Annotated in this window: 17 protein-coding genes, 2 tRNA genes and 1 other RNA gene; 19 read left to right on the top strand and 1 reads right to left on the bottom strand. The window is 54.2% G+C overall.

Annotation, left to right across the window (positions count from 1 at the left end; all coding sequences use genetic code 11):
• Position 1 precedes the first annotated feature (1 nt).
• The gene (locus DACE_RS00570) at positions 2-2,446 is read left to right on the top strand and encodes an AAA family ATPase (protein WP_005997477.1); all 2,445 of its coding nucleotides are present in this window, start codon (positions 2-4) and stop codon (positions 2,444-2,446) included.
• Between the two features lie 10 nt (positions 2,447-2,456).
• On the top strand, positions 2,457-2,660 hold the full coding sequence (locus DACE_RS00565; protein WP_005997476.1) for a 2-hydroxymuconate tautomerase family protein: 204 nt from the start codon (positions 2,457-2,459) through the stop codon (positions 2,658-2,660).
• Between the two features lie 61 nt (positions 2,661-2,721).
• On the opposite strand, the gene DACE_RS00560 is transcribed toward DACE_RS00565, so the two are convergent.
• Positions 2,722-3,465 carry a Fic family protein gene (locus tag DACE_RS00560; RefSeq protein ID WP_005997475.1) on the bottom strand — a complete coding sequence of 248 codons (744 nt, stop codon included), beginning with the start codon at positions 3,463-3,465 and terminating at the stop codon, positions 2,722-2,724.
• 153 nt (positions 3,466-3,618) lie between these two features.
• Between DACE_RS00560 and DACE_RS16885 the strand changes: the two genes are divergently transcribed.
• From DACE_RS16885 to DACE_RS00480, 17 genes are all read left to right on the top strand, one after another.
• Positions 3,619-6,624 (top strand): ATP-binding protein, encoded by a 3,006-nt coding sequence (locus tag DACE_RS16885; RefSeq protein ID WP_005997474.1) that lies wholly within the window; start codon positions 3,619-3,621, stop codon positions 6,622-6,624.
• A complete protein-coding gene (locus DACE_RS00550; RefSeq protein ID WP_005997473.1) occupies positions 6,621-8,099 on the top strand; it encodes a dihydrolipoyl dehydrogenase family protein in 1,479 nt (492 codons plus the stop codon). The genes DACE_RS16885 and DACE_RS00550 overlap by 4 nt, the downstream gene beginning before the upstream one ends.
• Complete coding sequence (locus tag DACE_RS00545) at positions 8,096-8,893, top strand: DUF547 domain-containing protein (RefSeq protein ID WP_005997472.1); 798 nt, start codon at positions 8,096-8,098, stop codon at positions 8,891-8,893. Before DACE_RS00550 ends, DACE_RS00545 begins: the two co-directional genes overlap by 4 nt.
• A 90-nt stretch (positions 8,894-8,983) precedes the next feature.
• Positions 8,984-9,071, top strand: a tRNA-Ser gene (locus DACE_RS00540).
• 314 nt (positions 9,072-9,385) lie between these two features.
• Positions 9,386-9,484, top strand: an RNA gene (gene ffs / locus DACE_RS17740) — signal recognition particle sRNA small type.
• A gap of 186 nt (positions 9,485-9,670) precedes the next feature.
• Complete coding sequence (gene dnaX / locus DACE_RS00535; protein ID WP_005997471.1) at positions 9,671-11,464, top strand: DNA polymerase III subunit gamma/tau; 1,794 nt, start codon at positions 9,671-9,673, stop codon at positions 11,462-11,464.
• 19 nt (positions 11,465-11,483) lie between these two features.
• Positions 11,484-11,798, top strand: coding sequence for a YbaB/EbfC family nucleoid-associated protein (locus tag DACE_RS00530; RefSeq protein ID WP_005997469.1), 315 nt, complete (start codon positions 11,484-11,486; stop codon positions 11,796-11,798).
• Between the two features lie 223 nt (positions 11,799-12,021).
• The gene (gene recR / locus DACE_RS00525) at positions 12,022-12,621 is read left to right on the top strand and encodes a recombination mediator RecR (protein ID WP_005997467.1); all 600 of its coding nucleotides are present in this window, start codon (positions 12,022-12,024) and stop codon (positions 12,619-12,621) included.
• Positions 12,622-12,717: 96 nt separating this feature from the next.
• Positions 12,718-16,290, top strand: coding sequence for a pyruvate:ferredoxin (flavodoxin) oxidoreductase (gene nifJ, locus DACE_RS00520; RefSeq protein WP_005997464.1), 3,573 nt, complete (start codon positions 12,718-12,720; stop codon positions 16,288-16,290).
• A gap of 210 nt (positions 16,291-16,500) precedes the next feature.
• Entirely contained in the window at positions 16,501-16,998 is a 498-nt protein-coding gene (locus DACE_RS00515; protein ID WP_005997462.1) for a roadblock/LC7 domain-containing protein, read from the top strand.
• Positions 16,999-17,009: 11 nt separating this feature from the next.
• Positions 17,010-17,600: a GTP-binding protein gene (locus DACE_RS00510; protein ID WP_005997460.1), complete on the top strand. Its 591-nt coding sequence runs from the start codon at positions 17,010-17,012 to the stop codon at positions 17,598-17,600.
• 67 nt (positions 17,601-17,667) lie between these two features.
• Positions 17,668-17,743: transfer RNA gene (locus DACE_RS00505), tRNA-Asn, on the top strand.
• Between the two features lie 16 nt (positions 17,744-17,759).
• A complete protein-coding gene (locus tag DACE_RS17735; protein WP_081449893.1) occupies positions 17,760-18,350 on the top strand; it encodes a chemotaxis protein CheW in 591 nt (196 codons plus the stop codon).
• Between the two features lie 12 nt (positions 18,351-18,362).
• Complete coding sequence (locus tag DACE_RS00495) at positions 18,363-19,850, top strand: CheR family methyltransferase (RefSeq protein WP_005997456.1); 1,488 nt, start codon at positions 18,363-18,365, stop codon at positions 19,848-19,850.
• 18 nt (positions 19,851-19,868) lie between these two features.
• The gene (locus DACE_RS00490) at positions 19,869-20,384 is read left to right on the top strand and encodes a chemotaxis protein CheW (RefSeq protein ID WP_005997455.1); all 516 of its coding nucleotides are present in this window, start codon (positions 19,869-19,871) and stop codon (positions 20,382-20,384) included.
• A 78-nt stretch (positions 20,385-20,462) separates the two neighbouring features.
• Entirely contained in the window at positions 20,463-22,727 is a 2,265-nt protein-coding gene (locus tag DACE_RS16880; protein WP_005997454.1) for a methyl-accepting chemotaxis protein, read from the top strand.
• A 12-nt stretch (positions 22,728-22,739) separates the two neighbouring features.
• Positions 22,740-25,079, top strand: coding sequence for a hybrid sensor histidine kinase/response regulator (locus tag DACE_RS00480; RefSeq protein ID WP_005997453.1), 2,340 nt, complete (start codon positions 22,740-22,742; stop codon positions 25,077-25,079).
• The last annotated feature ends 17 nt before the right edge of the window (positions 25,080-25,096 follow it).

Genomic DNA, 25,096 nt, shown 5'->3' with positions numbered 1-25,096 from the left:
CATGCAAATCCTTTCCATCCATCTGAAAAACATCAAATCCCACCGCGATACCACGCTGAACTTTGCGCCTGGCATCAATGTGTTGTCCGGCCCCAACGGTGTCGGCAAGAGTACCGTGTTTGAAGCAATCGGCTATGCATTGTTCGGCGTGGATGCGCAGAGCTTTGTCGGCAAGGTGGAGCGGTTTGTCTCCATTGGTGCCAAACGTGGCGAGATTGGTGTCACCTTTATGGTGGACGAAGAGAATTATCAGGTCAGCCGCACCGTGGGTACGCCGAGCAAGTGGCTGTTGGCCAAGGAGGTCGGCGGTGATTTCGAGGTGGAGGAGCACAAGGATATCAAGGAAACCGAGGCACGGCTCAAAGAATTGCTCGGGCTGGACAACGGTCGCTCCCTGGCGGAGCAGTTTGAGTTGGTGATCGGTCCGTTTCAGAATGAATTCCTCGGCCCGTTCGTTGAAAAGCGACCGACGACACGGCGCAACAAGTTTGACGAGATTCTCGGTATTGATTCGTGGCGCAAGACGTTCAGCGAGACCAATGCCCTGCAAAAGGCGATCAAAAATCGGGTCGAAGTGCTGGAAGGGGCCATCGGACCGCTCAAAGATCAGGTGGCGGCGTTGCCGGGAAAACGGGTTGCCCACAAAGCCGCCAAGCAGGATCACGCGACAACGGCTAAAGAACTGGCCGATAAACAGCAGAAACTTCAACAGCTTTTTGACCAGCTTAAAGCCCTTGATGATCGTGAACAGGCCCTGCGTCAGGTGGCGGTTGAGGTGGAAAAGCTCACCGAGCGCATTGACAACGGCCATGAAAAAATTACCCGGCACAAGATCTTGATTGTTGAGGCGGAGAAGTCACGCCAGCTTGTTGCCGACAACGCGGCTGGAAAGCAGGCTTATGAACAGGCGAAGCAGCGTTTGACCGGGTTGCGCGAACAACAGAAGCAGCAACGGTGCCTCGATCAGGAGCTGGCCGCCTTGACCAATCAGAGTTCCGCGTTGTCCGCCAGTATTGAGACGGAGACTAAAGGGATTGCCGTGGCCCGTCAGGAGCTGGTTGCAGAACGGGAGGCGCTGAAACAGAAATCTGCGCTGCTGAATATTGCCGAGACGGTGCAGCAACGAGCCGAGCAGTTGCCGCAGTTGCGTGAGACCATCAAGCAACGGCGCGACCAGTTGGGTCGTCTGGATGGTCGTCGCTTTGGTTTGGAAGAGGGCCGTGACAAGCTCGGTGAAGGGGTGTGCCCGTTTTTTCAGGAAAAATGCCTGAACCTCGCTGAAAGTCCGTCCGCAGATGTGTTTTCCGTCAAACTGGATGAGCTGGCAGGGGCGCGCAGCCGCGTGCAGGAAGAGTTGCTTGATCTGGAGCGGCAAGAAGCTGAAGCGGTGAAGGCCCATGAGCAGATCCAGGCTTTTGTGGTGCAGCGGAAGGCCGTGGAGGAACAGGTGGGACAGCTGGAAGGCCGTGGTAAAGAGCTTGATCGTCGTGAGTCTGCTCTGTCTAGCACACAAAAAGAGCTTGAATTGTTGCGTCAACGTCTGGCCGCCAAGCAGGAAGAACTGGCGACCTTTGCCTCGCTTACTGCGGAGATTGAAACGGCTGAAGCCGCTGCGAAACGCCATCAGCAGGCGCGTGATCTTTACGTGGCCCATCAGGGGCAGGCGGCCAAGCTGGAAGGGTTGCAGCTGGAGTTGGCAAAATTTGAGGCGTTTCTAAAACAGCTTCAGGGTGAACTGGCGACGAAACAGGAGGAACAGAAGACTCTCGCCGAACACTATGATGCTAAAGCGCACCAGTCCTTGCGTGACGAAAAGGATGGCCTTGGTCGTGACGTCGGTTCGCTGGAGATGAAGCTGAAAGGCCTGGCTCAAGAGATGACGCGGCTGGCCGCTGAAATCGACGCCTTGAAGGCCATCGAACAAGAGATTATTGCCAAACAGGCCCAAATTAAAGCCTATGGCGAGAAAGAGGAACTGGTCAAATTTTTGCGCAACCGGGTGTTCAACAAAGTGTCGGCGTCATTGTCGGAGCGCTTTCGTGAAGAGATCAGCCAGCGGGCCAATCAAATCTATCGCATTATTGCCGAGGTGGATGAGGAACTGGCCTGGGGGGATAACTACCAGATTGTGTTGCGCGACATGGCGGACGGCGAACTGCGCGAGCGCGCCGATGATCAGTTGTCCGGCGGCCAGACCATGAGCGCAGTGGTGGCCCTGCGACTGGCCATGCTGCAGACCATTGGCGCGCGCATTGCCTTTTTTGACGAGCCGACCTCCAATCTGGATGCCGCCCGTCGCGAGAATCTGGCCCATGCCTTTCGTGCCATTGATGTTGGCAAGGAAGAGGTGACGGAGCACTGGTATGACCAGCTGTTTCTTATCAGCCACGATGTGGCGTTTACCGAGGTGACTGATCAGATGATTGATCTGGATCGCATTGATTAGGAGGCCTATCATGCCATACGTGAATATCAAAATTACCAAAGAGGGTGCTACGGCCAAACAGAAGGCGCGACTGATACAGGGCGCGACTCAGTTGCTGGTGGATGTGCTGGGCAAAAATCCGGCCACCACCTTGGTGGTGATTGACGAAGTGGAGACCGATAACTGGGGTGTCGGTGGTGAAACCATTACCGTGCGTCGTCAGCAGAATCGATAGTGTCTGCCCTGTTATAACCTGTTTTAAGCAGCATTCATCCTTTCCGGTGGGTGCTGTTTTTTTATGAGGATGCTTGGTGAAGACGTTTTTCCAGGGCGATAACCAGTTGATGGGACAGCAGGTTGATAAACGGTTGGTGGTCGCCGTTGTGGGCCGCACGTAAGGCGCTGAGGTAGGCATCTCGTTGTTGAGGGGCAATCACGGCCATGGGATAGCCACATTGCAACAGCGCCAGATTGAGCAGCAGGCGGGCGACAATGTCATTGGCTGTGGCAAACGGGTGGATGGCCATGCATTGGTTGTGCAGCCAGGCGGCATAAACCAGGGGCGGATTTTGCTGGCGTTGCTGTTCGGATTGGTCGATCAGGGCGTTGAGTGCTGTGGGAATTTCGGCCGGTGATGGTGGCATGAAACTGGTCTCACTGATGGTCAGGTGATCGGTGCGAAATTTTCCGGCGTGTTCGGCATCAAGCCGGTAGCTGTACAGTTGGTGCAGTGCACAGACGTGGGCGGATTCCAGACCTTCAAGACGGGCCAGAAGGTAGAGCATGTTAAACGCCTCGCTGTGACCGAGAATCTGTACGTGGTGGCTGAGGGGTTTGCCGCCGACGGCGATATCTTCAGTAAGAACTAGGCGGGTTTCTTCAAGGGTGAGCTGATTGCCTGCCAGGGCGGTACTGCTCCATGTCAGAGCCAGACGATCCACTTCACGTTGGTGGCGTTGCTGCTGGTCAGTCAGTGGCGGTAGCAGGCGGTAGGCAGCGGCCAGTTTTGCAACTTGTAAGCTTTTGTCAGAATAAACCATGGGACTCCCTGATGACGTGGAAAAGTAGCCCCAAGAATAGCACGGAAACACCACGGTGATGACTTGAACGCCTAAAATACAAGAAAAACACTTTAGACTTTCGCTGAATCAGGTACTATTTTAATTTTCCATGTCTATTCATGTGAGGGAACTGTGGCGGAGCAACGACGGATAATCACACTGTTTCTGGTGATGATACTGGTGGCGGTAGGTGTTGGTGGAGCCACCATGTGGACGCTTTATCGCGTTGAAGTGCGCGACGAGACCGCCCATCTGCGCAATATTGCCTACAGTCAGGCGCGTTTTATTGAACGGGCGATTGACTTTGTCCTCCATGATGCCGGTGGGGTAAACAAAGATCAGGCTCTCGATCTGATCCGCTCCTGTTATCACGGTATGCCCGATGACGGACATCTTGGCGAATTTGTCATTGCCCTGCGCCATCTTGATAAGATTAAGTTTATCGTTCATCACTACAGTAGGGGGATTCATGCGGGGAAAATGATCCCCTTCTCTTCCGGACAAGCGGAGCCGATGCGGCGCGCACTGCTGGGTGAAAGTGGTGTGATCGAGTTCACGGATTGTGACGGGCAGTCGTCACTTGCCGCGTATGAACCGATCCATCGTCTTAACCTCGGCCTGGTGGTGAAAGTTGAACTGTCCAGCCTGAAGCAACCCTTTTTACACGCGACACCTTATCTGACCCTGGTGGCCGGCTTGCTGGTTTTGGCCGGTACCTTCCTGTTCTGGAAAATTACTCGTCCCCTGTTGCGCGGATTGGAAAACAAGGAGCTGCGTTACCGGACCTTGTTTGAAAATACGGCCGATGGTGTGTTTGTTGTCAAGGCAGGGCAAATTCTTGAAACAAATGGCCAGGGCTGTTTATTGCTCGATCGCCACGAGGACGATGTCGTTGGTCAAGCAGTCAGTTCCTTTGCTCCGGAATTTCAACCTGACGGGCGTAGCTCCCTGTCCGCCGCGCGTCATTATGCTGAAACTGCAATGCGTGAAGGAACGCAATACTTTTCCTGGCAATATTTGCGCGGCGTCCATTTGCGTGAAGCGGATGTTGTGTTACAGGCGCTGCGACTCAATGGCGATGAAGTGGTTTTGGCGACCATGCGCGATGTCACTGATTTTCGTGAGGTGGAGCGTTCATTGCGCGAGCGTGAGCGCCATTATCGGGCGATTTTTGAATTGGGTTCCAACGGGTTCCTGCTCTACCGCAGAAATGGTCAGTTGGTGGATGCTAACCCGGCGGCGTGTCGCATGTACGGTTACGAACTCGAGGAACTGCTCAGTTTGACCCTCAGCGAACGGATTCACGTGGACGATTGTGCCAATTATCTCGACAGTGTCGCTCAGACCATCAATTCAGATGAGGGCTGCCATATGGAGCTGCGTGGCTTGCATCGTGACGGTGGTCTGATCCATTTTGATGTCTACCTGGAATCGTTTTCCTGGCGGGGAGAGATCTTGTGTTTGACCACGGCTGTTGATGTCACCGAACGAAAGAAGGCCGATCGTTCTGCCCAGTGTGAAGAGATTCGGATGGAAGCGCTGCTCACCTTACAGCAGATGCTTGAGTTTCCGGAAAAACAGGTGTGCCATTACATTCTCGGCCAAGCGTTGCGTATTTGTGACAGTCATGGTGGTTTTCTGGCGGTGACAGGTGGCGGTTGTACCGAGTTGACCATTAAGGCGAGCAATCTTAAGGAAGGCGCTGATTGGTTTGAACGGCAGATCGGCTTGCCGGATTGTCGCCAGCCGCAGTTGTACAATTATCGCTTGCAGGAGTGGTTGGACGGGAGTCTGAACTATGATCGTTATCTGCAGGTGCCACTGTTGGAAGACGGTCACATTGTTGCCGTGATCGGTCTGCTCGACAAGGAGGAACCTTACAGCGATTTTGATATCCGCCAGATGGTGTTGCTGTTACAGGGGACTTGGCAGCGGTTGCAACGCAATCGCTCCATTCTGGCTATGCGCCAGGCTACGGAAGAAGCCGAAGCTGCGAATCGGGCCAAGAGTGAATTTCTGGCGGTGGTCAGTCATGAAATCCGCACACCGATGACGGTAACCATTGCGGCTCTGCAGCAGGTGTTGGAGTCGTCGCTGGATGACGAGCAGCGTCAATACCTGACCATGGCGAATGATGCGTCCGATTCATTGTTAAGCCTGATCAACGATATTCTTGATTTTTCTAAAATCGAAGCGGAAAAGCTGGTGTTGGAGGAGTCACCGTTTAACTTGCGTGAATGTATTGAAAATGTGGTGGCCATTCTCGGTGTTAACGCTCGCCAAAAAGGATTACGCCTTGAGCTGGCCAGTAATGCCTCGTTGCCCGATCTGTTGCTGGGCGATCAGCATCGGGTGCGACAGATTCTCGTCAACCTGGTCAGCAATGCCATTAAATTTACCGAGCAGGGGCAGGTGAGTGTCAAGGTGGACGCCGAACAGCAGGATGACCATCACTTGGTCCATGTCGCGGTGTGTGATACGGGCATCGGCATCGACGATTCCTTGCGTGAGCGGGTTTTTGAAAGTTTCAGCCAGGCAGACAGCTCGACAACGCGTAAATACGGCGGTACCGGTCTGGGCCTGGCCATTTGTAAAGGCCTGGTGGAGCAGATGGGTGGGGTGATTGGCGTGGAGAGCTGTCAGGACGATACGCAGGGCAGTTGCTTCTATTTTTCATTGCCGATGCGCGTTGCTGATGATGCCTTGGTTCCACCGATGGACAGGGTGGCACCGCGACTGCCGGTGGAGAACTGTATGGGGCGTAGTGTGTTGCTGGTTGAAGATGATGATGCCACTGCGACCCTGATGAAAGTACGCCTGCAGGAGTTGCAGCTGTGTGTTGATCGGGTCAGTGACGGTCTGGCCGCTATCGAGCGTTGTTTGAACCAGTCCTATGATCTGGTGCTGATGGATTATCACATGCCGCAGATGGATGGATTGACAGCCACCGAGCAGATTCGCGATGCCGGAGTGACGGTGCCTATCGTCGGCCTGACGGCCTTTTCCGACGGCCGTCAGTGGGAAAAATTTCAACAGGTGGGCCTCAATGCCTGTTTGACAAAGCCGGTTAAGATTGAGCAGTTGCGTCAGGTGATTGCTGAATTTCTTAATCCGCAAGATGACGGGGAACTCCCATGAAAATGGCGGAGCTGATGCAACACTGGTTGCCACAACGCTATGACTACAACCTTGTGGTTGTTGGTGCCGGTGCTGCCGGGTTGGTCAGTGCCTATCTGTCTGCCGCAGCCGGGGCGCGGGTGGCATTAGTTGAACAGGCACAGATGGGTGGCGATTGTCTTAATCGAGGCTGTGTGCCAAGCAAGGCGCTGATTCGCTCAGCCCATCTGGCACAGCAGATGCGGCAGGCCGATCATTACGGTTTGCCTGGCCAGGATGTTGACGTTGATTTTGCTCAGGTTATGGAACGGGTTCAGCAGACCATTCGCACCATTGAACCGCATGATTCCGTTGAACGTTACCAGTCGTTGGGGGTGGAATGTTTTCACGGTCAGGCGCATCTGCTCTCCGGGCATGAGGTGGCGGTTGGTGATCGGGTGCTGACGACACGGAGGATCGTGTTGGCCACTGGTGCCACGCCGGTGGTTCCGGAGTTAGCGGGGCTGGACAGCGTTGATTATTATACCTCGGACACCATCTGGTCATTGCGACAGAAGCCACGTCGTCTGATTGTGGTGGGAGGTGGCCCCATCGGTTGTGAGCTGAGTCAGGCGTTCAATCGGCTTGGCAGTCAGGTGGTGCAGGTGGTGCATGGCGAGCGCCTGTTAAAGCGCGAGGATCGGGCTGTCTGCGAATTGGTTCAGCAGGTGTTCCACGATGAAGGCGTTGAACTGTGTTTGAACTGTGATTTGCAGCACGTGGCCCGTCAGCAGGACGAGATTGTTTTAACTTGCCATGTCGGTGATGAGGAGCGGACTGTTCATGGTGACGCGCTGTTGTTTGCCGTTGGTCGTCAGCCGATGACGCAAGGCTTTGGTTTTGAAGTCTTGGGCGGGACTGTTGATCGCCGTGGCGCGTTGCAGGCCGATGGGACGTTGCGCACCTCCGTTCCCAGTATCTATTGTGCCGGAGACGTGGTGGGACCATATCAATTTACCCACATGGCCGCCCATCAGGCGGCCACGGCAAGTCTTAATGCCTTGTTTGATCGTATCTGGCGGCGCCGTGTTGATGTCAGTCTGGTGCCGTGGACCACCTTCGTCGATCCGGAAGTGGCTCGCGTCGGGCTCAACGAACAGGATGCCCTGCGACAAAAGATTGCTTACGAAGTTACCCGCCTTGATTACGGCGAGTTGGACCGGGCGGTGACCGACACTACCACACCGGGCTGGATTCAGGTGTTGACGGTTCCCGGCAAGGACACCATTCTCGGCGTGACCATCGTTGGTGCTCATGCCGGAGATTGTCTGGCCGAATTTGTCCTGGCGATGAAAAACGGTCTTGGCCTGAAAAAGATCCTTGCCACCATCCATGTTTATCCCACCCTGGCCGAAGGCAACAAGCTGGTGGCCGGTGAATGGCAGCGTCGCCACTTTCCGGCGGCACTCAAGCCTTGGCTGAAGCGCTTTCACGACTGGATGCGGAGAGTGTCATGACCCGTTGGTTTGTGGTGGCGTTGTTTCTGGTGGTGTTTCCGTTAACGTCTCATGCGTTTGATCAGCATCATACGCAGTGGACCGACCAGTTGCAGAAATATGTGGTCTGGGTACGTGACGGGATGGCCTCTGAAGTTGACTACATGGCCTGGCAGAAAGACCGTGGTGCTTTAACGCGCTATCTGCAGCAAGTTTCCGCTGTCCCTGAACGGGAATACCAGCGCTGGTCACGTAACGAACAGTTGGCTTTTCTTATCAATGCCTACAATGCGTTTACCGTGGAACTGGTGCTACAGAATTATCCCGTGGATTCGATCAAGGAGATCGGGTCCTGGTTCAGTTCACCGTGGAAGCGGCGTTTCTTTATGCTGTTTGGAGAGGAATGCTCCCTGGATGACATTGAACACCGGATGATTCGCGGCCGCTACGGCTTTGATGAGCCACGCATCCATTTTGCTTTGGTCTGTGCTTCGGTGGGGTGTCCGGCGTTGCTGGATGAAGCCTATATTGCCATTGATCTTGATCGGCAACTTGATGAGGCGGTGTCTCGTTTTCTGTCGGATCGGCAGCGTAACCGATTCAATGTCACCACCGGGCGGCTGGAAGTGTCGTCTCTTTTTGATTGGTACAGCCGTGATTTTATCGGTTTTCGTGGTGGGGAAACGCTAAAAGATTTCTTTCGCCCTTATGCGCAGCGGCTCAGTGGTGATCTGGTCGGGCAGAAACAGATTGGTCAAGGTCGGGTACTGTTGGAGTTTTTGCCGTATGACTGGAATCTCAATGATCATCGTTGACTGCGTTGAGCTAAACGGCCAGTGCTGCGGGCAAGAAAAAGACTTTACAGCGTCGGCAATGCTGTGTACTATTTGCGCCTCATGTAGTGCGGAGAGGTGACCGAGCGGTCGAAGGTGCTCGCCTGGAAAGCGGGTGTAGTGCAAGCTACCGAGGGTTCGAATCCCTCCCTCTCCGCCATTTACATGGCAGCATGCTCTCTGGGATTCGAAGCGGAGCGAGCGCCGACGCAGGAGCTAACGTGACGTTGGCGACGAAGTGGGCGAATCCCTCCCTCTCCGCCATTTACATGGCAGCATGTTCTCCGGGATTCGAAGCGGAGCAAGCGCCGACGAGGTTGGTGAATCCCGCCTCGCCATGATTTTTACAACTGAAGTTGCACGCAGGGCTTCAACGTCGGTGCTGTGACAGCCCGTCGCCAAAGCGTAGTTCGGCCGAATGGCCAATACGCTGTTTTTGTTTGTAGGGTGGAATCCATTGCCGTCAGAAGCGGCAGTCAGGTCCCGCGCAACGGACGGTCGTGAACCCCGTCAGGCCCGGAAGGGAGCAGCGGTAACGATTTAGTCGGTGTGCCGCGGGGGTGCCTGGCTGCCACTTGTGGCGGCAATCTTGTTTTTGGCGTTCCCGTTCCGTTTATTCCATGACGGATAGCCGTTGATTTTGCCGTTGATTCCCCGCATACTGAGGGCCCAGCAGTCGGTCCGCTCCGACAGTGCTGCACGGTCATTTTCTTTAACCTGAATCAGTGGTGGTTCCGGTTTAGCCCAAGGTTGCTCTTCATGTCCTATCTGGTTATGGCGCGAAAGTGGCGCCCGCAAACATTTGCTGATCTGGTCGGTCAGGAACATGTCAGTCGTACATTGGCCAATGCGATTGCCAGTGGTCGTGTCCATCATGCCTTTCTATTTACCGGAGCACGTGGCGTCGGCAAGACCTCGGCGGCGCGGATTCTCGCCAAAGCGCTGAACTGCGAAAACGGACCGTCGGCGGAGCCGTGTAATCAGTGCCAGCATTGTGAAGAGATCTCCAGCGGTCACAGCGTCGATGTGTTTGAGATCGACGGTGCCTCCAATACTGGTGTTGATGATGTGCGTGAACTGCGTGAAACGCTGCGCTATATGCCTTCACAGTGCCGCTACAAGATTTTCATCATTGACGAAGTGCACATGCTGTCGATCAATGCCTTCAATGCACTGCTCAAAACCCTCGAAGAACCTCCCGAACACGTCAAATTTATCTTTGCGACCACAGAACCGCATAAGATTCCCGTTACTATCCTGTCGCGCTGTCAGCGCTTTGATTTCCGTAAAATTCCCGCACCGAAGGTTGTGGCTCAGTTGCGGCGGATTGTCGATGCCGAGAACATTACCATCTCCGATCGTGCCCTGGCCTTGATTGCCCAGCGTGGCGGTGGCAGTATGCGTGACAGTCTGTCCACTCTGGATCAGGTGGTGGCATTCTGTTCCGAACAGGTGGCCGACGAAGATGTCCAGGGATTGCTGGGCATGGTCGATCGACGTCTGTTGTTTGATGCCTTGGAAGGGTGCATGCGTCAGGATTGTTCCATGGTGCTGAATGTGGTGCGTCGCGTTGATGATCTCGGCCACTCTTTCCGACAGTTCTGCCAGGAGTTGGTTGAAACGGTGCGCCAGGCGATTCTCTGTTCTCTGGTCGAAAACCCCGAGGAAGATCTGGGTGTTTTCGGCGACGAACTTCACGCGCTTAAATCGCTGAGCGCTCTGGCCGGTCAGGATGACTGGCAACGCTTGCTCAGTATGCTGATCAAGGTTGAGACGGAACTGTCCGCCTCTTCGTTTCCGCGCCTTCTTGTTGAAATGACGCTGGTGCGTGCCGCGAGTCTGCCGCCGGCCAAAGATATTGCCGGTCTGATTCGCAAGGTGGAAGCTCTCGAAGGGGGCTATTCTTCGGGGTCTGTTCCCCGGCCGCAACCACAGCAGGCTCCGCCGGTCTCCGCGATGATGCCGAAAGAGTCTCCCCCTGCTCCTGCACCGCCCTCTGCCACGGCACCGCAATCTGCGCCTTCGCCGGTGTCGGCACCGTCGGTGTCGGCTGCCGAGGAATCGCAACCGGCTGCACCTGTCGTTGCAGAGGCACCTGCGCCGGTGGCTGACCCGCCATCTGTTGCTGCACCGCAGGGAGGAGCCGCGCCGAGTGACTGGTCACAATTGGTGGCTCAGGTTCGGGGCAAGTCGCCTTCACTGGCGTCGTTGTTGGAGTACGGCAGTCTGATGAAGATGGCGCTACCGGAGTTGGTGATCGGCTACCCGCCGTCGTCCTTTCATCTGCAGCAGATGAATGACGCTGAATCCCGCGATCGATTGACGCAGTTGGTGCGTGAGTTGTACGGCCTGGAACTGGATCTGAAGATTCAGGCGCTGACCAATGACGCTTCCGGGCCGCCGTCTCTAGTGGAAACGAAAAAAAAAAAGGAGAGTGACCGCGAGCGACGCTTGCGTGAAGACGCTCTGACCCACCCGACGGTGAAAAAGGCAATTGAAATATTTTCCGGTGATATTGAGTCGGTGACCCCGATTGATAAAGGTTTTGTTTAACGTATAAAAGGAGAAAATAATGGCAAAAGGGTTAGGGAACATGATGAAGCAGGCCCAGCAGATGCAGCAGAAAATGGCGCGCATCCAGGAAGAGGTGGCCAAGCAGGAGATCGAAGCTAGTGCCGGTGGCGGTATGGTCACCGTGGTGGTGAACGGCAAGCAGGAGGTTTTGTCGATCAAGATCGATCCGAATGTTGTTGATCCTCAGGATGTCGATATGTTGCAGGATCTGATTCTGGTGGCGACCAATGAAGCGGTTCGCAAAAGCCAGGATATCATGCAGCAGGAGATGTCGAAGCTCACTGGTGGGATGAATATCCCCGGTCTGTTTTAACGTCGTTCCATATGTATTTAGAACATCAGCCACTGTCGCGCCTTTCGTCGATAGTGGCTTTTGTTTTTGTATTTTCAGCGAGTTAACGCCTTGTTTGTCGAAGGTATTTTCTTTGGCACACGATATGGTAAAATACGTTTTAAATTTTATTTTTGCTGAAAAAAGTACACTTTCCTTAAAAAATAGAACGCTATTTTAAATAGTTGGATTTTCTGAGGACTTCATGCTAGACTCAATTCCCTCATTGAACCGATTGATCGTGGAGCTGGGAAAGTTCCCCGGTATCGGACGTAAAACAGCAACCCGACTTGCTTTTCACGTGATGCAGCAGTCGGAGGAGCAGTCGCAGGCTCTGGTCGAAGCCATTCAGAATCTGAAACAGCGTGTTCGGTTTTGTTCGACCTGCTTTCATGTGACGGAGCAGGATCCCTGCGTGTTGTGCACCAGCACCAGTCGTGACGACAGCCTGCTGTGTGTGGTGGAGCAACCGCAGGATCTGATGGCCATAGAACGAGGCCACAGTTACCGCGGGCGCTACCATGTGCTGCATGGTGTGCTGTCACCGCTTGATGGTGTCGGCCCGGATGATTTGAAGATTGCCGAACTGGTCGAGCGAGTGCGCCAGGGAAACTTTAACGAGGTGATCGTCGCCACCAATTTCTCCATTGAGGGGGAAGCAACGGCTCTGTATTTGAGCCGGTTGTTGCAGCCGTTTGGGGTGCGGATCACACGGCTGGCTCATGGTATTCCCATGGGCAGCGATCTTGAGTATGTTGATGATGCGACTGTAGGGCGCGCGATTGAAGGTCGTCGTGATCTGTAAGACAGTCGATTGACTATGAAGTGAAGAAGGACATATCTGGTTTGACGGATCAGCGTTGATCGTCGAAGTTTTTGACACCATTAAAAGGAGGAACACATGTCGCGTAAGATGGTAAACATCGATGGCAATACCGCCGCGGCTCATGTCGCTCATGCGACCAATGAGGTCGTTGCGATTTATCCCATCACCCCGTCTTCGGTTATGGGCGAAATTTCCGACGCCAAAAGTGCGGCGGGCGAGAAGAACATTTGGGGAACCATCCCCAAAGTTGTTGAGATGCAGTCCGAAGGTGGTGCCGCCGGTGCTGTCCACGGTGCTCTGCAGGCTGGTGCGCTGACCACGACCTTTACCGCGTCGCAAGGTCTGCTGCTGATGATTCCCAACATGTACAAGATTGCCGGTGAGCTGACCTCAACGGTTTTTCATGTTTCAGCCCGTGCTATTTCGGCTCAGGCGCTGTCCATCTTCGGCGATCACTCCGATGTCATGTCCTGCCGCCCCTGCGGCTGGGGGATGCTGTGCTCCAACACCGTTCAGGAGGTCATGGACTTTGCTCTGTTGGCTCAGTCCACCACTCTGCGCACGCGCATCCCCTTCCTGCACTATTTTGACGGCTTTCGCACGTCCCACGAAGTTCAAAAGGTTGAAGAACTGACTCAGGATGATATGCGTGCCTTGATTGATGACGAGCTGGTGCGAGCCCATAAAGCGCGTTCCCTTTCTCCGGACCATCCGGTACTGCGTGGTACCGCTCAAAACCCTGACGTGTACTTCCAGGGTCGTGAGACGGTCACCAAGTTCTACGAGTCGATTCCCGACGTGCTGCAAGGCGAGATGGACAAGTTGGCCAAGCTGGTCGGTCGTCAGTACAAACTGGTTGATTACGTGGGTGCCCCTGATGCCGAGAAGGTGATCATTGTCATGGGTTCCGGTGCTGATACGGTTGAAGAACTGGTTGAGCATATGGCGTCTCAAGGCGAGAAGGTTGGTGTTCTTAAGGTGCGTCTGTTCCTGCCGTTCCCGACCAAGGCTTTTGCTGAAGCCATGCCGGCTTCCGTTAAGAAGATTGCTGTTCTTGATCGTACCAAGGAGCCCGGCTCCCTGGGTGAGCCTCTCTATCAGGCGGTACGTACTGCCATTGGCGAAGCCATGGAAGAGGGCATCTACAAAGGCGAAGGTTACCCGAAAGTTGTCGGCGGCCGTTTCGGCCTCGGTTCCTACGAGTTTACTCCGGGTATGGCCAAGTCCGTGTTTGACAACCTCGATGCGGCGAAGTCCAAGAACCATTTTGTCGTTGGTATTAAAGACGATGTGACCGGCAACAGCCTCGATTTCGATCCCAACTTCAAAGTGCCTTCCGACTGCTACGCCGCGATGTTCTACGGTCTCGGTTCCGACGGTACGGTTGGTGCCAACAAGAACTCCATCAAGATCATCGGTGAGACCACGGACAACAAGGTTCAGGCCTACTTTGTCTATGACTCCAAAAAAGCGGGCAGCATGACCACCAGTCACCTGCGTTTCGGTAAGAAGGCCATCAAGTCGCCTTACCTGATCGACAGTGCCGACTTTATTGCGTGCCATAACTTCTCTTTCCTTGAGAAGTACGACATCCTCAGCAATATCAACGAGGGCGGCACCTTCCTGCTCAACAGCCCCTACGGCAAAGATGAGATCTGGAATAACATTCCCAAGGAAGTTCAGCAGCAGATTGTTGACAAGAAGCTGAAGTTCTACGTCATTGACGGTGTGCACCTCGGTGAGGCCATTGGCCTCGGTCCCCGCATCAACGTCATCATGCAGACCGCATTCTTCAAAATTTCCGGCATTATTCCGCTGGAGACCGCTGTTGCTGAGATCAAGAACGCCATTGTCAAGTCCTACGGCAAAGCGGGTGAGAAAGTGGTTGCCATGAATCAGGAAGCGGTTGATCGCGCCCTGGAAGAGATCCATGAAGTGACTCCGGGTCCGGTTGGCAGCGAACTGCACATTCACGGCGCCATCGAAGGGGAAGCTCCTGAGTTCGTTAAGAACACCACCGCTGCCATCATTGAAGGCAAAGGTCAGGATCTGCCCATCTCGGCCATGCCTGCTGACGGCACCTTCCCGACGGGTACCGCTAAGTACGAGAAGCGTAACATCGCCGTTAATATCCCGGTTTGGGAACAGGATCTGTGTATTCAATGTGGTATCTGTTCCTTCGTCTGCCCCCATGCGTCGATCCGCATGAAGGCGTACGATCCGGCTGAACTTGATGGTGCTCCTGAGACCTTTAAGTCGGTTGATGCCAAAGGTAAAGAGATGGCCGGCATGAAGTTCACCCTGCAGGTGGCTCCTGAGGACTGCACCGGTTGTGGCGCCTGTGTTCACAACTGCCCGGCCAAGAGCAAGGAAGAGGAAGGCAAGAAAGCCATCAACATGACCTTCCAGGCGCCGCTGCGTGATGCAGAAGCGGTTAACTGGGAGTTCTTCCTCAACCTGCCCGATCCTGACGAGAAGCTGTTTAAGCGTCAGACCCTCAAGGGCAGCCAGTTCCTGCCGCCGACCTTTGAATTTTCCGGTGCCTGCGCCGGTTGTGGTGAGACGCCGTTCGTCAAGCTGCTGTCCCAGCTGTTTGGTGACCGTGCTCTGATCGCCAATGCTACCGGTTGCTCCTCCATCTATGGTGGTAACCTGCCGACTACCCCTTGGACCACCCGTAAGGACGGTCTGGGTCCGGCATGGAGTAACTCTCTGTTTGAGGACAATGCTGAGTTTGGTTACGGCATGCGCCTCTCCGTCGACAAATTCAAAGAGTACGCTCAGGAATTGTTGGCCAGCGCATCAGAGCAACTGTGTAAGGCCGGCAGCGAATATGCCGAGCTGATCAAAGAGATCCAGGGTGCCGACCAAAGCACGCAGGAAGGGATCGAAGCACAGCGTGCCCGTATCGCCACCTTGAAGGCCGGTCTGGAAAAATGCCCGGACAACAACTCCAAGCAACTGTTGTCGGTTGCTGACTACCTGGTTGAGAAATCGGTGTGGATCGTCGGTGGTGACGGCTGGGCGTATGACATCGGTTACGGCGGTCTGGATCATGTTCTCGCTTCCGGCGAAAACGTCAATGTCCTGGTCCTCGACACCGAGGTGTACTCCAACACCGGTGGTCAGGCGTCCAAGGCAACTCCGCTCGGCGCAGTGGCTCAATTTGCCGCCGGTGGTAAGCGCATGGGCAAAAAGGACCTCGGCATGATCAGCATGACCTACGGCAACATTTATGTGGCCAAAGTGTCCATGTCCAATCCGGCTCAGTGTGTTAAAGCCTTCCTTGAGGCCGAAGCCTATGATGGTCCGTCCATTATCCTGGCCTACAGCCACTGCATCGCCCATGGTATCAATATGACCACTGCGGTTGATGAGTGTAAAAAGGCGGTTAACTCCGGTCACTGGCCGTTGTTCCGCTACGATCCCCGCCTGTCCGAGCAAGGCAAGAACCCGCTGCAGCTCGACAGCAAGGATCCGAGCATCAGTTTCGAGGATTACGCCTATGGTGAGAACCGTTTCCGCGTTCTCAAGAAAGCCCAGCCTGAAGTGGCTGAGCGTCTGATGACTCAGGCCACCAAGGAAACGTCTGCCCGTTTCGATCTGTACAAGAAACTGGCGGATATGGATCCGGATTGCGGTAAGTAATCCTGTCCTGATCGGTAACACCAAAAAGCTCCCGGAGAACTCTTCGGGAGCTTTTTTTTATGGCGAAAAGGGCTACGCGATCCGGTTAATGTTTTGTTCAGCCCGCCTTAATGATGTTGCGTGGATGACAGGCGAAATGCTATAACGATTGTCTGGGCTTTGAAACCTCTGGCATAAGCCGACAAACCATGACCTTTGGGGAGACTGCGCATGTTTGGCTCTCAGGCTACCTTTGTTCTTTACGATGACGAAGTCGTCAAAGTAAAAGAAATACTCGATAATCTTCTAAAAGCGTCCAACGCAAAATCAATCTATCTGGTGGATAAAAACGGCCAGATGATAGCGACGTCCGGAGATGTTAGCGGCATGGACACTACCAGTCTGGCTTCGCTGACTGCAGGCAATATCGCCGCCACCGGAGGCTTGGCCAAACTGGTTGGAGAAAAAGAGTTTGCCATACAGTTTCACGAAGGGGAGAAGGACAATATTCATATCTCCATCGTTGGCGGGCGTGTCATCCTGGTGATTATCTTTGATGAGCGCAGTTCCCTGGGGTTGGTACGGCTTCGGGTTAAAAAGGCCAGCATGGCCCTTGAGGCATTGTTTGATGAGATCAGCTCAAAAAGCAGTGACCAGGCGAGTGGTCGGGAGCGAAGCAATCCGTTCGCAGAGATTACCGACGATGATATCGACAATCTGTTCAGCTAAGGATATTTATCATGTCTTTTATCAACTACGCCTCGCGTGAGATTAACTGCAAAATTGTTTATTACGGCCCCGGTTTATGTGGCAAAACCACCAATTTGCAGCACGTCTACCAAAAAACGGCGCCGGATTCCAAAGGCAAGATGATCTCCCTGGCCACGGAATCGGAGCGGACGCTGTTTTTTGACTTCCTGCCCCTGGCTCTGGGCGAGGTGCGTGGCTTCAAAACCCGCTTTCATCTTTATACTGTTCCTGGTCAGGTGTTTTATGATGCCTCGCGTAAATTGATCCTCAAGGGGGTCGATGGCGTGGTGTTTGTTGCCGACTCGCAGGAAGAGCGGATGGACGCCAATATCGAGAGTCTTGAGAACTTGCGCGATAATCTTGAAGAGCAGGGCTATGATCTCGATAAACTGCCGTATGTGGTGCAATACAACAAGCAGGATCTCGCCAATTTAAGCCCGATTGAAGAACTGCAGCGGTTTGTCAATCCGACCAAAGTTCCTGAATTCAAGGCCTGCGCCATGAGTGGGGTTGGGGTGTTCGAAACCCTTAAAGCCATTGCCAAACTTGTTCTTCTTGATCTGAAAAAAGGTGGGCGATAAAAACGTTAAAAAACTGTTGACAAGGTGAGGGGGGAAACAGTATATTCCCCGTCGTCGTAAAGACTGATCCCCGATAGCTCAGTTGGTAGAGCAGGTGACTGTTAATCACCCTGTCGCAAGTTCGAGTCTTGCTCGGGGAGCCAAAAAATCCAAGAGGCTGTGAATTCATTTTCACAGCCTCTTTTTTTATTTGTGCTGTACAGTCGTCTAAATGTGGTTATAGTTAGCGTTTATTTGCTTGAAGTTTCTGTTTTAATTGACGATAACTGTATTATGAGAAAATATTTCCCCTTCCGGATTGACGAAACCTGGTATGCCCTGCCGCTTGAGCTGGTGGAGACGGTGGTGCGTTCTGTGGCGTTGATTGCGTTGCCTGAAGCCGCCAGCGGTCTGCTGGGTTTGATCGATTATAAAGGGACCGCTTATCCGGTTGTAGATGTGCGGTTTCGCCTCCACAGGCTATCCCAACCTGTTGGTGTGGATCAGAGAATTATTTTAGCCCATCGTGATGAGCAGGTTGTGGCATTTTTAGCGGATGAAGTGGAGTCAGTGATCGAGGTATCCGACGCCCAACTGAAGCAGTCCGCTGAAATTTTTCCGGACATGGACAGCTATGTGACGGCGATTCTCTGGCATGATGAAAAAAAACTACAGTTATGCGATGCCGAAACCTTTTTGTACTTTGACCACGAATTGATTAAGCGACATAAGGGCGAGAGTGTCTCGTCGAAGCCGATAACAGACCAGTAATTGGACAAATGGATGGATGGTGCACAAGTGGTTTCACCGGAAACCTGTTATGAACTCAGTGCGTTTGTGCATAAACGGTTCGGCATGTTCTTTCCTCCGGAACGCCATAACGACCTGTTGCGTGCTGTGAGTCGTGCTTGTGATGAATCGGGTTTTAGTGATCCGCAAGCCTATGTTGACTGGGTGTTAGCGGCACTGCACAGTGACAAAGAGCTGGAACCGCTGGTGACCAGCCTGACGATTGGTGAAACCTATTTTTTCCGTGATCCGGGATTGTTTGCGGCGTTGCGCGAAGTGGTCGTTCCCCAGCGGGTTCGTCAGGCCAGAGAAGCCAAGACATTACGGGTGTGGAGTGCGGGATGCAGCACCGGTGAAGAACCCTATTCCATCGCCATGTTGCTCGACCATTACGGGCTGATCAACAGTGACTGGTCAGTTGACCTGCTGGCCACGGATGTCAATGTCAAGTCACTGCGCCACGCTCGTAAAGGCATCTATTCGCGCTGGTCGTTTCGTGGGCTGTCTGAACCGATGCAGCAGCGTTATTTTGACGCTGTTGATGACCATCACTGGCAGCTCAAGGAGGTTATCCGTCAGCGGGTGGATTTCAGCTACCTGAATCTGGCGGCACCCCCGTTTCGTATCAGTGACGATGCACGGTGCCGCTGTGATATTATCCTGTGTCGCAACGTTTTGATGTATTTTTCGCGTGAACTGCGCGAGCAGATTCTTGCCGAGTTGACCCGTATGCTCGATGACGGCGGCTGGCTGGTGGTGAGTCCGAGTGAGGCGGGGCTGGTTGCGGTCGATGGTTTGCATTCGGTGCATATCAATGGCATGGTGTTACACCGAAAAGGGATTGGAGAGGTGACGCGGCCTGTTTCTCGTCCGGTGCTGCCGAAGCGGGTTACACCCCGTGAAAAATCACCGCCTAAGGTATCTGTGCCCCCAGTCAAAGCCGCTAAGGCAGCGGTGAAACCAGCGCGTACTGCCGCGCCGCCTGATGAGCCGTTGGTGAGCGTGGAGCTTTGCGCGGATCTGGTTGAACAAGGGGCGTATGCTCAGGCGATGACGCAGTTAGAGAACTTGTTAGCTCAATGCCAACCGGACCGGCGTGAGCAGGCGCGAATCAATCTGCTGCTGGCCAAGTGCCATGCCAATATCGGTCATACCGATCTGGCGCAGGAAAATCTTGAACAGGCGTTGCGCCTTGATCAGATGAATCCGGTCGCACATTATCTCAGCGGTGTGATTGCCCTCGAAGAGCACGATGTCGACCAGGCCAGACACAGTCTTGAACGAGCGCTCTATCTCGATGAGGACTATATTATGGCCCAATTGACCATGGGGATGCTTCAGGGCCAGTGTGGTGATGTGGTGCAGCAAAAAAAATCGTTTGCCCGCATCCACCTGCTTCTTGACCGGTTGGCCGACGATGAGGTGATTCCCGATTCCGGTGGTATGACAGTGTCGCATCTGCGCTTGTCGCTAAAGAATTGACCCTGAGTGGAAGAAGCAATGGCTGATTCGCGAGAACAACGGATTTTAAAACAACGCGCCGAGCAATTGGCGCGCCCGGACGATACTATTGAGGTCGGACGTCTGTTGCCGGTGGTCGAGTTTCGTCTTGCTCAGGAAGTGTATGCCTTTGAACTGGTGCAGGTTAAAAAGGTAGTGCCGGTGTCGGCTCTGGTTGCGTTGCCCGGTGCTCCGTCCTTTATCGCCGGGATCACCCATTTTTCCGGTCAGATTCTGTCTGTGGTTGATCTGCGCAGTTTTTTTGAACTACCGATGCCAAAAAATGACAGTCGCCAGAAGTTGATTATCTTGCGGAACCGTGACATGAAGATGGCGGTTTTGGCTGAAGAGGTTCTCGGTGTCCGCGAACTGGAGGAACAGCGCCTGCAAACAAATTTGCCGACATTGACCGGAGTGCGCGAGCGTTACCTCAAGGGAGTGTCACCGGATCAAACCATTGTTCTTGATGTGGCGAAGATCCTGTCTGATGAGCGATTGATTGTCGATCAGGCCTGAAATAAATAAACCCGCCCGGCGCGCTGATGACAACGCATCTGGGCGGAGTGTGACTTGTTGAATCTGGTGGAGGGATTCATGAATTTTTTGCGTACGAGCCTGAAAAAACGTTTGGTGCTTCAGTTCCTTCTTGTGGCACTGATTCCCATCGGCATTGTGGAGTTTCTCAGCTTTACCGCAACGCGCGATGCGCTTGATGAAGCCGCGTTGGAGAAGGTGCAGATGGTCAATGAGGTCAACCGGGAGCGGTTGCTGGAGTACTTTGACGATCTGTTTACCGATCTGGAGGTGCTGGCGCGGTCGCAAGATGTTGATACGGCGCTGGACCGGCTCGGAAGTTATCACCAACGTACCGGTCAGAAGGGCAACGCCCCGTTCGACGTGACCTCCTCATCGTACCGGGACATATCTAAGGGCATCGATCCTTTCCTGCGTGATTTTCTGATCAATTATGAGTATCACGATCTGCTGTTGATTTGTGGCACGCATGGCCATGTGATGTACAGCGTCGAACAGGAGAGCGATTTTGGAGCCAACCTCAGCAACGGCTCGTTAAGCAGCAGTGCCTTGGCAGATGTCTGGAACCAGGTGATGAACGGTCGTAAACAGGTGGTGCTCGATTTTGTTGATTACGAGCCGAGCGGCATGCCCATCGCTTTTGCCGCAGTGCCAGTTCTCGATGCGCAGGGCGAGCCCAGAGCCGTGATTGCCGTCAAGATAAGCATTGATGCCATCAACGAGATTGTTGAGAACCATGGCCAGTTTGGCGACACCGGAGAGAGCTATGTCGTCGGCAGCGATACCATGCTCCGTTCTGAGCTGCGCTTTGCTCCCGGTCAGGTGCTGAAGCAGCAGGTGGCAACACCTGCTATTAAGCAGGCCATTAACGATCAGGCCAGCCTCGGGTTTGAAACTAATTATGCTGGCAAGAAAGTGCTGGGTGCCTATGACGATGTCGGCTTTAACGAGCGCGGCTATGGTTTTGAATGGGTGGTGGTCAGCGAGATTGAAGAGGATGAAGCCCTGGCTCCGGTCTCTGCGCTGCGGTTGCATATTTTGTTGGTGAGTTTCCCGGTTGCCCTGCTGGCCTGCTGGTTCGGTTGGTGGGCTGCCGGCAAGATTGTTGCGCCGGTGCGCCGCATGCTGGTCAATTTTGAGCATCTGGCCGAAGGTGATCTGGAACAGGCCGATGCCCATGTCACCTGTCACGATGAATTGGGGCGGATGCAGAAAGCCTTTGCTCGCATGTTACGCAGCTTCCGGCAGCGCAATGAACAGATCACCCGGATTGCCGCCGGTGACCTTGATGTTGAAGTGGAGATCGCCTCTGAGCGTGACAAGGCCGGTCTGGCCATGCAGGAGATGGTTGACAGCCTTAAAGCGATTACCGTGTCGGCACGGCATATCTCGGAAGGTGATTTAAGTGTCGAGATCGTTGAGCGCAGTGAACGCGATGAGCTGGGTCTGGCGTTGAAGATGATGATTACCAATCTGCGGGACATCATCGGCGAGCTGGTTTCCGGCACCACGACGTTGGCGGCATCTGTCAGCCAGCTCTCCACCACCTCGTCACTGCTTGCTGCCAGTGCGGCAGAAACGTCCAGTTCCATGGCTGAAGTCACGGCCACGGTGGATGAAGTGCGTCAGACCTCGCAGGTGTCCAGTGATCGTGCTCAGGATGTGGCCACTACGTCGGAAGAGGCCAGCCGTCATTCGGAACAGGGAAGTGAAGCGACACAGAAGACCGCCACCGGCATGAGCGTGATCAAGGAGGAGATGGATTATATCGCCGAGAGCATTGTTTCACTCAGTGAACAGAGTCAGAATGTCGGTGAAATTGTCGATACCGTGACCGATCTGGCGGATCAGTCGAACTTGCTGTCGGTGAATGCGTCCATTGAAGCGGCCAAGGCTGGCGAGCACGGCAAAGGCTTTACCGTCGTGGCTCAAGAGGTGAAGTCTCTTGCGGCTCAGTCCAAACAGTCGACGGAACAGATCAAGCGCATTCTCAGTGATATCCAAAAAGCCACCGGCTCAGCGGTGATGGCCACCGAACGCGGCACTAAAGCGGTGCAGGCCGGAGTTGATCTGATGGCGCAGACGGAAGAAACCTTCCAGGTGATGACCGGAAATATCAATACCTCGGCTGAATTTGCCATGCAGATCGCCTCATCCAGCCAGCAGCAATTGGCCGGTGTGGAACAGGTGGCGCAGGCGATGTTGACCATTAAGGATGCCGGGCAACAGAATATGGACAGTGCCCGACAGCTCGAAGATGCCACTCAGCGCCTGGAGACCCTGGCCAACAACCTCAAGCAGCTTTCCGAGCGGTTTACCCTGTAGTGGGATTGAACGATGGATGAGCAGCAACTGCTGATAATGCTCCGCGAGGCCTTCAAGGAGGAGGCCCTTGAGCGGCTGACCAGCCTGTCGTCCTGCCTGGTGCAACTGGAGCGGGTGGAGGATGGGATGGCTGACAGCGAACCTCTTGAGGTGGCTTTTCGTGAAGCGCACAGTCTCAAGGGCGCGGCGCGGTCTGTGTCGCTGAGCGATATCGAGTCGTTGTGCCAGACCCTCGAAAGCGTGTTGTCGCAGGTTAAAAAAGGTCAGTGTGCCCTGCAGACGGATGATTTTGATCTGTTGCACAATTGTGTGCGGGTGATGGAGGCGTTTCTCGACCATTTTTCCACCACCCAGGAAGCTGATTACCGAAAACAGGTGGCTCCGCTCATCAGCCAGTTGCAGCAGTTATGTGAACCCTGCAGGAAAGCGGATAAAGCGGTTGTCTCTCAGCCCGAGGATCAGGCGCTGTCTGGCGTTGAAGCTAGTGCTGTTGAGACTTCCGATCCGCCAGAGACAGATAATGCTGCTGGGCCCGAAGTTCTCCCTGCAGCCCCTGCCGAATCAACCGATCGAACGGCCCCATCCACGACAATCAAAGAGGGGACGTTACGGGTCGCCACCCATCACCTTGACAGTGTGATGCAAAAGGCGGAAAGCCTGATTACCCTGAAGTTGACCGTGTCCGAACGCCATCATGAAAGTTTGGGGATGGCCCAGGTATTTGAGCTCTGGCACAAAGATTGGAATCAGATGGCGCCCCAGTTGCGTCGTTTGCAGAACCGTTCCGAGGATCTGCACTGCGAAGATGCGCAACGGGCCATGGAGGGCTTGCTCGGCTATCTTGAGCGGACCCACAACGCTCTGCAGAACCTCGAAAGCCAGGTTGCCCGCCAGCAACAACGCTTGCTCCAGGATAAAGCCACCACCGCCACCTTGATTGATGAACTGTTGGAAGAGGTCAAGGAGATCATCATGGTGCCGTTTGCCAATTTGTCGGCCAGCTTTCCCCGGACTGTGCGTGAGCTGGCGAGGATTCAGGGCAAAGAGGTTGATCTGCTGGTGGAGGGCGATGATACTGAAATTGACAAGCGGATACTCGAAATGCTCTCATCGCCGTTGACACATTTGATCCGTAACGCGATTGATCACGGTATTGAGCTGCCCCAGACCCGTTTGGCTGCCGGTAAGCCGGCCAAGGCGCGGTTGCAGATCTCTCTGACACGGACTCAGGGTGGCCGCGTCGAAGTGCGAATCTGCGATGATGGTGCTGGGATCGATCTTGACCGGGTGCGCGCTCAGGCCGTTGACAGGCAGTTGCTCACTGCGCAGGCTGCTGCCGAATTGAGTGATGAGGAGGCGGCATGGCTGATATTCAACTCCGGGCTGTCGACCAGTTCCATGATCACCGAGATCTCCGGGCGCGGTTTGGGGATGGCGATTGTTAAGGAGAAGGTCGAGGATCTTGGTGGCCACCTGCATGTTGAGACGAGCCAAGGTCAGGGGACCTGCTTTAAGTTGCATATCCCGGTGAGTCTGGCAGTGTTCAAGGGCATCCTTATTCAGGCCCGCGGCGTTGAACTGATTGTGCCGACCGTTATGGTGGAGCGGGTGCTTAAGGTCTCCCGCCAGTCCATCCGCACAGTGGAAAACCGTGAAGTGGTCTGTGTTGATGGTGAAAACGTGTCTCTGGTCAATCTCGGAGGGCTGTTGGCGATCACTGATCGCCCCATCACTCAGACGGATCAGATCCATGTGGTTGTGGTGCATGACAGTGAGCAACGGATCGGTTTTGTCGTTGATGAGGTTGATGGTGAATATGAACTGCTGGTCAAGGGACTCGGTGAACAGTTGCGCCATGTCCGTTTTTTCTCCGGTGCATCCGTGTTGGGAGATGGTCGGGTGGTGCCGGTTCTTGATGCTCGCGACTTGCTGTCCGCGCCCATGGAGAGTGCCGGGCGAATTCGCAATGACAATAGCGATCAACAGACACCACGGCGGATTCTTGCGGTTGACGATTCCATTACGTCACGCATGTTGATCAAAAATATTCTCGAAGCTGCCGGTTATCTGGTGACCACTGCTATTGACGGTGAAGATGCCTTTACCAAGCTGACGGCTGGGGCGTTTGATCTGGTGGTCAGTGATGTGGAGATGCCGCAGCTTGACGGATTCGGCCTCACCACACGGATCAGGGCGACAGAGAGTGTGCAGGAGATTCCGGTGGTGCTGGTCACTAGCCTTGAGTCGGCGGAAGACAAAGAAAAAGGGATTGTCGCCGGAGCCAATGCCTATATTGTTAAACGAAGCTTTGATCAGAGTAATCTGCTTGATACAATACAGCGGTTGATTTAGCAGGATGTCGAACTGAC

Source organism: Desulfuromonas acetoxidans DSM 684, from assembly GCF_000167355.1.
Classification (GTDB): Bacteria; Desulfobacterota; Desulfuromonadia; order Desulfuromonadales; family Desulfuromonadaceae; genus Desulfuromonas; species Desulfuromonas acetoxidans.
Note: the sequence above shows the minus strand (reverse complement) of the source record. Positions and strands in the feature narration are given on the sequence as shown.

What these genes read in the sequence shown, in the direction of transcription:
- DACE_RS00570 (WP_005997477.1), top strand. Translation starts at nt 2, where the DNA reads ATGCAAATCCTTTCCATCCATCTGAAAAACATCAAATCCCACCGCGAT.
- DACE_RS00565 (WP_005997476.1), top strand. Translation starts at nt 2,457, where the DNA reads ATGCCATACGTGAATATCAAAATTACCAAAGAGGGTGCTACGGCCAAA.
- DACE_RS00560 (WP_005997475.1), bottom strand. Translation starts at nt 3,465, where the DNA reads ATGGTTTATTCTGACAAAAGCTTACAAGTTGCAAAACTGGCCGCTGCC.
- DACE_RS00550 (WP_005997473.1), top strand. Translation starts at nt 6,621, where the DNA reads ATGAAAATGGCGGAGCTGATGCAACACTGGTTGCCACAACGCTATGAC.
- DACE_RS00545 (WP_005997472.1), top strand. Translation starts at nt 8,096, where the DNA reads ATGACCCGTTGGTTTGTGGTGGCGTTGTTTCTGGTGGTGTTTCCGTTA.
- dnaX (WP_005997471.1), top strand. Translation starts at nt 9,671, where the DNA reads ATGTCCTATCTGGTTATGGCGCGAAAGTGGCGCCCGCAAACATTTGCT.
- DACE_RS00530 (WP_005997469.1), top strand. Translation starts at nt 11,484, where the DNA reads ATGGCAAAAGGGTTAGGGAACATGATGAAGCAGGCCCAGCAGATGCAG.
- recR (WP_005997467.1), top strand. Translation starts at nt 12,022, where the DNA reads ATGCTAGACTCAATTCCCTCATTGAACCGATTGATCGTGGAGCTGGGA.
- nifJ (WP_005997464.1), top strand. Translation starts at nt 12,718, where the DNA reads ATGTCGCGTAAGATGGTAAACATCGATGGCAATACCGCCGCGGCTCAT.
- DACE_RS00515 (WP_005997462.1), top strand. Translation starts at nt 16,501, where the DNA reads ATGTTTGGCTCTCAGGCTACCTTTGTTCTTTACGATGACGAAGTCGTC.
- DACE_RS00510 (WP_005997460.1), top strand. Translation starts at nt 17,010, where the DNA reads ATGTCTTTTATCAACTACGCCTCGCGTGAGATTAACTGCAAAATTGTT.
- DACE_RS00495 (WP_005997456.1), top strand. Translation starts at nt 18,363, where the DNA reads ATGGATGGTGCACAAGTGGTTTCACCGGAAACCTGTTATGAACTCAGT.
- DACE_RS00490 (WP_005997455.1), top strand. Translation starts at nt 19,869, where the DNA reads ATGGCTGATTCGCGAGAACAACGGATTTTAAAACAACGCGCCGAGCAA.
- DACE_RS16880 (WP_005997454.1), top strand. Translation starts at nt 20,463, where the DNA reads ATGAATTTTTTGCGTACGAGCCTGAAAAAACGTTTGGTGCTTCAGTTC.
- DACE_RS00480 (WP_005997453.1), top strand. Translation starts at nt 22,740, where the DNA reads ATGGATGAGCAGCAACTGCTGATAATGCTCCGCGAGGCCTTCAAGGAG.